Source organism: Levilactobacillus brevis, assembly GCA_021383565.1.
In the GTDB taxonomy this organism is placed as follows: domain Bacteria; phylum Bacillota; class Bacilli; order Lactobacillales; family Lactobacillaceae; genus Levilactobacillus; species Levilactobacillus brevis_B.
Genome location: CP079699.1, coordinates 479,529 through 491,363, shown reverse-complemented (window position 1 = coordinate 491,363; position 11,835 = coordinate 479,529). Strand labels below are relative to the sequence as shown.

Genomic DNA, 11,835 nt, shown 5'->3' with positions numbered 1-11,835 from the left:
AAAAACACGTTACAACTTTGCAACGTGTCTCTCGTGATATCTTGCCAATACAAAACCAATTAACTTAGGATTAGTGAACACTAGTCGTCCACCAAACCAACCCGAAATGATTTAAATTCGAGTTAAGCCTCAACGTATTGGTCTAAAATCTTCTTCAATTGATCCTTGGAGTGGTAACCCACGATGGAGTCGACCACTTGGCCGTCCTTCTTAACCAGCAAGGTAGGAATGCTCATGATGCCGAAGGATTGGGGCGTGTTGGGATTGGCGTCAACGTCCATCTTGTTAAAGGTAACGCTGTCCATTTCCTCAGCCAATTGTTCAACCACTGGTGATTGCATCCGACAAGGCCCACACCACGTTGCCCAAAAGTCAGTCAGGGTAACGCCCTTAGCAGTATCTTGTTCAAAGGTTTTGTCCGTTGTTTCCGTAACCATTGTATTGCCTCCCTATCAAAGTCGTAATTTAACTACCAGCAGCATGCTTGTTGCTTCACTATTTAGTCTACCAGACTTTTTTGAAATCACAACTAAATTGCTTACAATCTAATTACCGGTTTACTTAAACCGGACAACCGTCGACCCATCGCCCCCGGCATTGGCGGGTGAGAAACCAAAACTCTTGATCCGATTGTTCCGTTTCAGGTAGTTGGTGACTCCTTTACGCAGCGCCCCGGTTCCCTTTCCGTGAATAATCGTCACAGACGGGTAGCCGGCCAACAGCGCGGAATCGATGTAGCGATCCACTTCGGCCATGGCCTCTTCGTAGCGGTGTCCCCGCAGATCCAAGGTTGGCGACATGCCGCTCGACCCGGACCGCCGAATCGATGCCCGTGGCTGCTTCTTGCTCTTCGCCGGATCCTTGGCCTTTTCCAAGTCGTTATTGGCAATCTTCATCTTCAAGATTCCCAACTGCACTTCCCAGTGGGCATCATCCAACTGCTGCATCAAGACCCCGGTCTGACCGTAAGACTTGACCAGCACACTATCTCCCTTATGGAAGTCGTGCTTGGTCTTCTCACGTCGTAGCACCCGGTTCTTCTTCAGCTTATTGTCCTGTTGCAGGGCGTTTAAGGCCCCCTGCGCGGCGATCAGCTCGTCTTCCTTGACCACGCTGTGCCCGGCCGCCAGCTGCTTCTTACGCAGATCTGAAATGATCTGGTTGGCCCGTTTACGCGACTCATCGACCAGACGATTGGCGTCACGCTTGGCATCGGCCATCAGCTGATCCTTTTGTTTCTGGTACTGTTCAAATTGCTTCTGTAACTGATCGTGCAGCTCATTGGCATCCTTCAACTGCGTCTGCAATTCCGCAGCGTCGCGATCGGCATGGCGCTTCTGCTCCGTCAGGTCACTAATCATGGCATTTAAGTCCTGGCTATCCTGATCGGTCAGACCCCGGGCGGCATCGATCACCTGCGAGGGCATCCCCAACCGTGAGGCAATGTCCAAGGCGTTACTCCGTCCCGGAATCCCAATCAACAGGTGATACGTCGGCTGTAGGGTCTCGCCGTTAAATTCCATGCTGGCATTGATGGTGTCCGGCCGGTTGTAGCCGTACGCCTTCAGTTCCGGATAGTGGGTGGACGCCATGACGTAGCTGCCCAGCGTCCCAATCTCATCCAGAATGGCGATCGCCAGGGCGGCCCCTTCTTGCGGGTCGGTCCCAGCGCCCAGTTCATCGACCACGATCAAGCTGCGATCGTCGGCCTGTTTCAGAATCGCCACGATATTTTCCATGTGCCCCGAGAAGGTACTCAGACTCTGCTCGATGGACTGTTCATCACCGATGTCGGCAAAAATATCATCAAAGACGCCAATCACGCTGTTCTCGTTGGCGGGAATAAATAGTCCAGATTGCCCCATGAGTTGGACCAGAGCCAACGTCTTTAGGGTAATCGTCTTCCCACCGGTGTTCGGCCCGGTGACGATGATGGCCTTGTAATCGCGACCAATGGTGATGTCGTTAGCGACCACCTTCTGCTGGTCAATCAACGGGTGCCGTGCTTGCCGCAGGTTTACCTGATTGTCCAGCGACAGCTTCGGTTCGCTGGCCTTAATCTGATGCGCGTAGCGTGCCTTGGCATTCACGAAGTCAAAGTGGCCCAAGAGTTCGGCGTTACGCAAGATTTCATCCTGATAGGGTTCCAGTAACACCGTCAGTTCGGCCAAGATACGCTGTTCCTCGTGACGCTCGTCAATCTGATTTTGCCGTAAACGGTTGTTTAAGCCCACCACGGCCTGTGGTTCGATGAACAGCGTCTGCCCACTGGCACTCTGGTCATGGACAATACCGCCGAAGCGTTGCTTGTACTCGGCCCGTACCGGGATCACGTAGCGGTCGTCTCGAATCGTCACGATCGTTTCGCTAAGGTATTTGGCGTCTTTCCCCCGCGTGTACTGGTCCATAGCACTACGAATGGCTGCCTCAGTCTGGGTGATGTGTTGGCGAATCTGCCGCAAGGCTGGTGAAGCCTCATCAGTAATGTGGCCGTCGCCCTCCAGCGAGGTCCGTAGCCGCCGCGTCACGTCGGGCAAGGTCACCAGTTCCTTGACCACCCGATCCAACCGACGCAAGTCAATTTCCTTATCTGCCAGGTCGCGGAAGAACTTGACCACGGAGCCAGTCGTCCATAAGACCCGACTAATTTGGGCCAATTCTAGCCCGTTCAGCGCCGCCTCCATGGCGAGCCGGTGTAAATGCGGCCGGATATCGTCCAATTTAGGCAACGGAATTCCATTTTCTAAGCGGTAAATATCCGCGCCATCCTTGGTTTCATCGAGCCAAATCTGGAGTTGCTTGACGTCGGCAGTCGGCTGCAGCTGATTCAGTTCGTGCTGTCCCGCCGCCGAGACTAAATAACCGCGTAAGGCTTGCTTAATGCGGTCATATTCCATAATTTTTAAAGTTTTCTGATTCATAGGACGCTCCTCTCTAACGAGTCGTCAGAATTAATGTTCGGTTAGCCACCAGTGATAGACCTGTTTCGATAGGACCGGCGTTTGCTTCACGATCCACTGGGCCACTGGTGATGCTTGATAGCTGTCCTGAAAGCCTTTGACGGGCAACAGGATCATTAAATTTAAGATTAAAAAAATCACGACGTAACGAATGACCAGGTTGATCAGCCCCCCGGCCAGCGAGTTGACCTGGTGAATCACGGGTAACCAGGTCACTTTGTTCACGCCGTATGCGATTCGGTGAACGATGAAGAAGCCCACTGTTAAGATGGCCGAGAATGCCAGTCCATTGAGAAAAAAACTGCTACTCTGGGCGGCCGTCACCGCACTGGCCGAGCTGTTCAGCGACAAATTGCCGATGAACTGACCAATTCCGGTCGCCAACGGCTTGGCCAGAAAACGCGCCGCGACCCACACCACAATATAACCAATCGTGTTGAGCACCTGGAGCACTAGTCCCCGGCGATAGCCCCGCCGAAACCCAAAGATCAGGATAATCAGAATAATTAAACTTAACAGCAAACTATTCCCCCGTTTCCGGCGTGTCTGTCGTCGTGGACTGTACGGCATCGTTAGCCGCGGCCAGTTTCAACTGATCGGAGATCGCGTTAAAGGCCATCAGAATGGCGGCATCTTCCTTCGATAAGTCGGGTGACAATTGCTTTAACTGCGTAAATTGTTGATTGAGCACTTCCGTGACCGCACGCATGTGTTCATCGGAGGTCTGGCCTACGATCGTATAGGTTTTGCCAGCGATAACGGCCTTGAAGCGATGTGTCTGTTCCGTCATTTCTCATTCCCCCTGCTCTTGCATTGCGGTCGCGCATGGCGGGCTACCCACGCCAAGCGCATTCATTAAAATGGCCACAATGCACAATACTTTATTTTACCATGCTTTCCCATCACGTTGCACCTTTTACGTCCCACAGTGGGGCAATTCTGCTGTAAACAAAAAAGAGCGGAAGTCCTCCGCCCTTTCATCTTCTCAATGACTAACCTTGCTTACCAGCGTTAGGATCGATCGTCCCATCTGCTAAGAAGGTGTTTAATACGGATTCAACCATATCCCATTCTTCATCGGATTCGATCAATTGTAAATCGCCACCAGATGGGTTAGCTGGATCATCGTCAGCTGGTAAAGCGTAGGCTTGGATATCAACTTCTTCGTCCTCGCTCTTGCCGGCTGGGTAAATCAAAATGTATGACTTACCAAAATCGTCAGATTCAAAGGTAAATAAGACATCGTATAACTCTTCGTTGCCATTTTCATCAACTAATGTGATTTGTTCTTGGTCGTCGTTCATGGGAAACCTCACTTTTCTCGGGTTAATTTACCCTGCCGATCTAAATAGTTCTGCAGAATTAACCCGGCTGCTAATTTATCAATTACTTTTTTCCGTTTGCGGCGTGACGTATCAGCCTGTTCCACTAACATACGCTCTGCCTCTACGGTTGTCAACCGCTCGTCTTCGAAGTCAACGGGTAAATGGAACCGTTCCGTCAACATCTCGCCGTACCGTTTAGAAGCCGCGGCCCGTGGGCCTAACGAATTGTTCATATTCTTAGGTAAGCCGACCACAAAGCCGCCGACCTCGTGTTCACTGACCAGTTCGGCCACACGATCCAACCCAAAAACCTCGGACTCCTCGTCAATAGGAATGATTTCGACCCCCTGAGCCGTCCAGCCCAGCGCATCGCTAATGGCAATCCCTACCGTACGTGAACCAACATCTAACCCCATTAATTTCATGAAGGCTTCACCGGTCCATTCTGGTTCAAGTAAACGCGTACCAATTCTTCAATGATCTCGTCGCGCTCATGCTTGCGAATCAGATTCCGCGCATCATTGATTCGCGGAATGTAGGCAGGATCGCCTGATAGTAGGTAGCCGACAATCTGATTAATTGGGTTATAACCCTTTTCTTCTAGTGCTTGATAAACCGTTACCAGTGTATCATGGACGTCCTTTGGCTGGTTAGCGTCAAAGTCGAAATACATCGTTTTGTCTAATGAACTCACTATAAAACACCCCCGCGCTTCCTCACTTAGCCTCAATTTTACTCGATAATTTGCCAAACTACAACGACCGATACCTAATGTAATCTATTCGTAATACTGGCATGACCAAGGGAGCCGCCCCTACCGGACTGCTCCCTCTTTATTATACACGTTTAATTATTGACATAAGCTAATTTGCCTGGCTGCTCGACAGACTAGTCTTGGGCCTTCAACCAATCCACGGCTGCGGTCATAGCGTCAGGCAATGCCGCTGGGTTCTTCCCACCGGCTTGGGCCAAGTTTGGCCGGCCGCCGCCGCCACCGTTAATCTTTGGCGCGATGGCCTTGATGAGGTCACCAGCCTTGACTTGCTTCTGCTTGTCAGCGCTGACCGCCACAATCAGGTTGGCCTTACCGTTCACCTCGGCACCCAAGACCAGCACATCGGAAAGCGCTTGGTCCCGCCAAGTATCAGCTAGAGCCCGCAGTTGATCCATCTTGGAGACTTGAACCGTCCCGCTGATCAGCTTGTAATTGCCGGCTTCAGTGACCTGGTCAAAGACCGCACTGGCTTCCTGGCTGGCAAGTTTGCCTTCTAAGGCTGCTTGTTTCTGTTCTAAGCTCTTAACCTGAGCTTGCAGGCTCGTCACCTTTTGTTCAACTTCGGCGTCCTGAGTGACCTTTAAATCGCCAGCTACGGCGTCCAAGATTTCACTGCGGCCTTGCAGGTACCGGTAAGCGGCTGCGGACGTTACGGCTTCAATCCGCCGAACCCCGGCGCCAACCCCGGATTCCGAGGTAATCTTGAACAACCCAATTTCATTGGTGTTCTTGACGTGATTTCCGCCACAGAATTCCGTGACGAAATCACCGGCACTGACGACGCGGACGACCTTGCCGTACTTCTCACTGAATAACGCAATGGCGCCCATCTTCTTGGCGGATTCGATATCCGTTTCCACCGTCGTGACGGGGAGTTCAGCGAAGATCTTCTCGTTAACGATGGCTTCGGCCTTGGCTAAATCAGCGGGATCGACTTGCCCAAAGTGGGTAAAGTCAAAGCGCAGGTAGTCACCCTCAACCAGTGAACCGGCCTGTTGGGTGTGTTCGCCAAAGACTTCACGTAACGCCTTATCCAACAAGTGGGTAGCGGTATGGTTTTTCTCCACCTTGCTGTGGAACTTCCGGTCAACCTTTAAACTGTAGGTCGTGCCCTTCTTCAATGGCGCAACCACCGTCAATGTGTGTAGGTTCTGCCCGTTTGGCGCGTGTTGCACATCGGCCACGTGCGCCACTACATTGCCGTCGAGGTCGTAGATATCACCCTTATCGGCGACTTGGCCCCCCATCTCAGCGTAGAATGGCGTGGTGTCAAACATGGCCTCGACCGTTCCATCCACAGCTTCATCGGCTAATTGGTCATCGACGACCAATTCGGTCAGCTTACTCTGCGTCTCGAGCTGCGTGTAACCCACGTATTGGCTCGGCGTCTTCACGTTAATCAACAGATCATGTTGTAAGCCCATGGCTTTTTGCTTGCCCCGGGCATTGCGGGCGCGATCCTTTTGTTTCTGCATTTCGGCTTTGAAACCTTCTTCATCGACCGTAATGCCTTGATCGTCAGCGTATTCCTCGGTCAGTTCAACCGGGAAACCATACGTATCATAGAGCTTGAAGGCATCGGCCCCGGCAATCTGACGACCACCCTGCTTCTTCAGGTCGGCGATCAAGCTGTTCAGGAGGTTCAACCCACCGTCCAGCGTTTCACCAAACCGGTCTTCTTCGGAACGGACGACCTTAGCGATGTAGTCGCTTTGCTTGAGCACGTCTGGGTAGTAGGATTGCATAATCTTACCCACGACTGGGACTAATTGGTCCAGGAAGGCCCCGTTGATGCCCAGCTTCTGGCCGTTGACGATGGCCCGCCGGATGAGCCGCCGGATAACGTACCCTCGGCCTTCGTTACCAGGCAGAGCGCCGTCACCGATGGCAAACGTAATCGCCCGCGCGTGGTCGGCAATCACCTTAAAGGACACATCGTCTTCGTGGTTGGCGCCGTACTTCTTGCCGTCACTCAGTTCAGCGGTCTTTTCGATGATTGGTAAGAATAAGTCGGTTTCAAAGTTGGTCTTGGCATTTTGGAAGATGGATACGACCCGTTCCAGACCCATCCCCGTATCAATGTTCTTCCGGGGTAATGGCTTGTAGGTGCCATCTGGTTCATGGTTGAATTGGGAGAACACAATGTTCCAGACTTCCAGATAGCGTTCGTTTTCCCCCCCCGGGTAGTTTTCGGGATCGTCATCCGCTAAGTTGTTGAAGGATTCGCCCCGGTCATAGAAGATTTCGGAGTCGGGACCAGAGGGGCCTTCACCGATATCCCAGAAGTTGTCTTCCACGGCAATAATGTGGTCGGGGGCGACACCAGCGGCTTCCCAGTCCTTCTTAGCGTCGGTATCCTTAGGGTAGACCGTCATGTAGAGCTTATCGGGATCCCAGCCGAACCAGTCGGGTGACGTCAGGAGTTCCCAAGCCCAGGTGATGGCTTCTTTCTTGAAGTAATCGCCCACGGAGAAGTTCCCCAGCATTTCAAATAACGTGTGGTGCCGGGCCGTCTTCCCTACGTTTTCAATATCGTTAGTCCGAATACTCTTCTGTGAACTGGTCAACCGGGGATTCTCCGGCACTACTTGGCCAGAGAAATATTTCTTCATTGTGGCCACCCCAGAGTTGATCCACAGTAACGATGGGTCATCCTTGGGAACCAGTGATGCACTGGGTTCGATGGTGTGACCCTTGGACTTGAAGAAGTCCAGATACATCTGGCGAATCTGACTACTACTTAGCTCTTTCATCTCTAATACCTCCAAAAAAGTATAAAAAACACCGTTGCCCGTAAAGACGCCGAAGCGCGGTACCACTTTACTTGCAACGATGTTTTAATCGTTTACCTCTTAAACTCATAACGCTGAGTCGCGATGACACTGAGGGAGCACCACTGAGTCGGCGAATCGTTTTTCACAGCAACCAAAACGTTTCTGAAAATCGCCAAGTCAGGGTATATCCTCAAACAGATTATTTAATTGTCCACTAGAAATTATAGGTGGCGACTGCCGCCTTGTCAATCAGGGTTCCCAATTAACTGAAAATCTAAACAAATAGCCAGCCGGTCCCTGAAGATCCCTGTGCTATCGCCCAGAACTTGCGGTTTATTGGTAACGATCTGACTCGCGTTTCCGCCGTTTCCGCTCGTTGCGCGCGCTTTGACGGGCAGCCACCCGCTTTTCTTGATCCTTACGCCGGTGAATTTCTTGCTTAATTTGGTGCTTATAGCCGGGCTTGATCTTCTTTTTCTTCTTCATCACGTAACCGATCAGTGAAGGATCAAGCTTTTCCGTACTCTTATTCCGCTTGGTCCGGCGGTTCCGATCGTAGGAATCAACAATCTCGCCGTTACTGATGCGCTTAGGCTGGAACTTGATGCCCATGGCTTCGATCTCGGAAATCTTGGCTTCTTCGTCCGGTGAGTACAGGGTAATCGCCGTTCCTGGCATCCCCTGACGCCCCGTCCGGCCAACCCGGTGCACGAAGAAATCCAGGTCTTCTGGAATGTCATCGTTAATCACGTGGGAAACCCCTTCGATATCAATTCCCCGGGCGGCCAAATCAGTTGCCACCACGAATTGATACTGCAGGTTCTTCACTTCACGCATGACCCGCTTCCGTTCACGCGGTTTGATACCCCCGTGAATCATGGCGACCTTTAACCCTTGGGCCTTTAAGAAGTCGTTAATCTGTTCGACCCGCGTCTTGGTGTTGGCGAAGATCAGCACCAGATAAGGTTCTCCCATCGTAATCAGCTGTAAAATCAGTTGATTGCGGTTCTGCCCCTTGGTGGAAATCAACCAGTTATCGATGGTTGGCGAGATCACCGTTGTCGTTGGAATTTCCTCAATGACGGGGTGGTTCATGTACTTCCGTAAGAACGGATCGAGTCGTTGTGGAATCGTCGCGGAGAACACCATCATCTGGAGATTCTTCGGCATCCGACCGGCAATCTTGTCGACTTGGTCCAAGAAGCCTAGGTCCAGGGTCATATCCGCTTCATCCACGACAAACTGCCGGGTGGTGTGCACGTCTAAGGCCTGCGACTGAATCAGATCCAGCACCCGGCCCGGGGTCCCAATGACCAGTTGTGGCTGGTAGTGCCGTAGCTTGTTGACTTGCCGCTGCTTATCGGTCCCGCCGACGTAGTTTCCAATCCGAATCTCAAATGGCGCTTCGGCGGCCAGCTGTTCAGCGGCCGTGTGAATCTGGTAGGCCAACTCCCGGCTAGGCGTCGTAATCACGGCTTGCACCTGATTTTCGGACGTCAGCTGATTGAAGATCGGCAGTAAAAAGGTATGCGTCTTACCACTCCCCGTTTGGGATTGACCCACGACATCCTTACCGGCCGCAATGGTCGGAATTAATTTTGCCTGCACAGCGGTAGGCTTGGTGAACCCAATCTTTTGTAACGCCGTCAGTAAATACGGCTGTAGGTTGAATCCTTTAAAGTTTTCGGTCATTCATTTTCTCCTTTATATTGCGCCACCAACTCATCGAGTTCGTGGACGACTTGATCAATCTCGGCCTGATCCTTAGCCCCGGCGCCACTGGCAAGGGCGTGACCGCCGCCACCATGATTCTTGGCTAAACCGTTAATCGACGGCCCCTTCGACCGCAAGCGAATGCGGTACGTATGGTCTTTGGACTCCACAAAGATGGCCCACGCCACAACGGACGTAATCTTTCCGGGTAGTGGAACAATGGCGGACGTCGAATCCCCTTCACCTAAGCCAAAGGGTTCGACGACCTCGTCACTCAACTTAAGGTAGGCCGCCCCACTCGGTAAGATCTCCAAGTTCTGGTAAACGTAGGCGGACAACTTGGCCACGGCTGGAGACACCTCGTCCTCGGCCTGATTGACGGCACTGGCTGAGAAGTCATAGGCCATTAATTTACCGGCCACGGCCATGGTGTTGGCCGACGTCGCCGGGTACATGAATCGGCCTGTATCGCCGACAATCCCAGCATACAGCAACCGGGCCGCATCGGCGGGCATGGTCAGCTCGGCCTCGTTAGCGGCGAACCAATCGTACAACATCTCTGACGTACTGGACGCCTGATCCAAGACCCATTGCAGGTCACCAAAGGCATCCTCATTGGGATGGTGGTCGATCTTGACGACGGCCTTCCCCGTTGTCCAGCGCTCGTCATCGACCCGCGGCTGGTTAGCCGTATCGACAACGATAACTAAGGCGTCCTTGTAGGCGTCGTCGGTAACGTCTTGATCGGCTTGTCCCATCCAGTCAAAACCCGGGTAATGCTTGCCGACCGCGTAAACGGTCTTGTCCGGGAAGCTGGTCCGTAAGATGGCCCGTAATGCCAACTGAGCCCCGATACAGTCGGGATCTGGCCGCTGATGGCGGTGAATAATAATTGTTTGATATTTTTTAATTTCTGCTAAGATTTCATTTTCGATAATCATCGTGGTGCTCACCCATTTTCTTTCCGATTTTCCAGCGCAATTGCGTTGATACCGCGTTTCAGTATACAAGTTTTACGGGGTAATTTCAAAGGAAGTCTTTCAGCGGGGCCGATCGCCATCAAAGAGCGGCAACTTCAGCTCCTCGAATGTTTGCGGTGCCAAGCCCGTCAGCGTAATCCCCAGCAGGCGGACCTGCTCATCGTCGCGGGCCACACTGTGATAAATATCCAACGCCATTTCATAGTAGGTCGTGGCGTCGTTGGCGATGAAGTCGGCCTGCGTGACCCGTTTGGTAATCGTGTTAAAGTGACTATCCCGTAGCTTGAGCACCAGCGTCTTGCCGTGACGTTGCTTCCGCCGTACCGTTTCGGCGACCATCTCGGCCAGCCGTTGCAGTTGACTCTCCACCTCACCGGTCGTGGTCAGCGGTGGCCCATACGTGCGCTCCTTACCAATTGACTTGCGCTCGCGTTGATATTCCACCGGCCGTTCGTCGATGCCCCGCACCCGCTGGTAGAGGACGTAGCCGAACTTTCCAAAGTCATGAATCAAGGCTAACTGGCTCCGTTGATACAGGTCGGCACCGTTTAAAATCCCTAGTTCGTGCATCTTGGGCACCGTCTTCTTACCCACCCCACGGAACCGTTCGATAGGCAACGCCATCAAAAAGTCATGCGCGTCCTCCGGAAGAATCACACAGACGCCCACCGGCTTGCGAAAGTCCGAGGCCTCCTTGGCGAGAAACTTACTGTAGGAAATGCCCGTGGAACAGGTCAGATGTGTCTGGTCAAAAATCTCCGCTTGAATGGCGTGAGCCACCTGCACCGCCGAATGAAGATGATGTTTATTCTCCGTGACATCCAGGTAGGCTTCATCAAAGGCAACTGTCTCAATCTTGTCGGTGTATTCGTGAAAAATCGCGTGGATCTGATCGGATACCTGTCGATAACGGGGAAAGTCGGGCGTCTTAAAGATCGCGTTGGGACAGAGTTTCAGCGCCTCGTTAGCATTCATCGCCGAGTGCACACCGGTCTGACGGGCAATGTAGTTGGCCGTGGTCACGACACCCCGACCGCCCGTCTTCCGGGGGTCCTGTGCCACGATCAGGGGGTGGCCCTTGAATTCCGGATGGTCACGCTCCTCGATGGACGCATAGAAGGCATCCATATCGACATGAATAATCTTACGTTGTGTGAATTTCGCTGCCGGTTGCATCGGACCACCTCCCGTCTAACCACATCTTGTCTTACGAAAACTTTCTGTCTCCATCTATTTAAATTATAATCGAACAGACGTTTGTTCTCAACCAAATCTACCTGAGACAAAAAAAGACCGACCCCAAGTGAG

General features: G+C 52.4%; 11 protein-coding genes. All 11 read right to left on the bottom strand.

Annotation, left to right across the window (positions count from 1 at the left end; translation table 11 throughout):
- Positions 1-122: 122 nt before the first annotated feature.
- Positions 123-437, bottom strand: coding sequence for a thioredoxin (gene trxA / locus KB236_02300; protein UIF29609.1), 315 nt, complete (start codon positions 435-437; stop codon positions 123-125).
- Positions 438-557: 120 nt separating this feature from the next.
- The gene (locus KB236_02295) at positions 558-2,921 is read right to left on the bottom strand and encodes an endonuclease MutS2 (GenBank protein UIF29608.1); all 2,364 of its coding nucleotides are present in this window, start codon (positions 2,919-2,921) and stop codon (positions 558-560) included.
- Between the two features lie 30 nt (positions 2,922-2,951).
- Positions 2,952-3,482 (bottom strand): CvpA family protein, encoded by a 531-nt coding sequence (locus KB236_02290; GenBank protein ID UIF29607.1) that lies wholly within the window; start codon positions 3,480-3,482, stop codon positions 2,952-2,954.
- A gap of 1 nt (position 3,483) precedes the next feature.
- Entirely contained in the window at positions 3,484-3,750 is a 267-nt protein-coding gene (locus KB236_02285) for a cell division protein ZapA (GenBank protein ID UIF29606.1), read from the bottom strand.
- 202 nt (positions 3,751-3,952) lie between these two features.
- A complete protein-coding gene (locus KB236_02280) occupies positions 3,953-4,264 on the bottom strand; it encodes a DUF1292 domain-containing protein (protein ID UIF29605.1) in 312 nt (103 codons plus the stop codon).
- Positions 4,265-4,272: 8 nt separating this feature from the next.
- Positions 4,273-4,710, bottom strand: coding sequence for a Holliday junction resolvase RuvX (gene ruvX / locus KB236_02275; protein ID UIF29604.1), 438 nt, complete (start codon positions 4,708-4,710; stop codon positions 4,273-4,275).
- Entirely contained in the window at positions 4,707-4,979 is a 273-nt protein-coding gene (locus KB236_02270; protein ID UIF29603.1) for an IreB family regulatory phosphoprotein, read from the bottom strand. The genes ruvX and KB236_02270 overlap by 4 nt, the downstream gene beginning before the upstream one ends.
- 194 nt (positions 4,980-5,173) lie before the next feature.
- Positions 5,174-7,813, bottom strand: coding sequence for an alanine--tRNA ligase (alaS, locus tag KB236_02265; protein UIF29602.1), 2,640 nt, complete (start codon positions 7,811-7,813; stop codon positions 5,174-5,176).
- A gap of 354 nt (positions 7,814-8,167) precedes the next feature.
- Positions 8,168-9,526 (bottom strand): DEAD/DEAH box helicase, encoded by a 1,359-nt coding sequence (locus KB236_02260; GenBank protein ID UIF29601.1) that lies wholly within the window; start codon positions 9,524-9,526, stop codon positions 8,168-8,170.
- Positions 9,523-10,488 carry a bifunctional oligoribonuclease/PAP phosphatase NrnA gene (locus KB236_02255; protein UIF29600.1) on the bottom strand — a complete coding sequence of 322 codons (966 nt, stop codon included), beginning with the start codon at positions 10,486-10,488 and terminating at the stop codon, positions 9,523-9,525. The genes KB236_02260 and KB236_02255 overlap by 4 nt, the downstream gene beginning before the upstream one ends.
- Before the next feature lie 99 nt (positions 10,489-10,587).
- Positions 10,588-11,703, bottom strand: a complete 1,116-nt coding sequence (dinB, locus tag KB236_02250) for a DNA polymerase IV (protein UIF29599.1) — start codon at positions 11,701-11,703, stop codon at positions 10,588-10,590.
- Between the last annotated feature and the right edge of the window lie 132 nt (positions 11,704-11,835).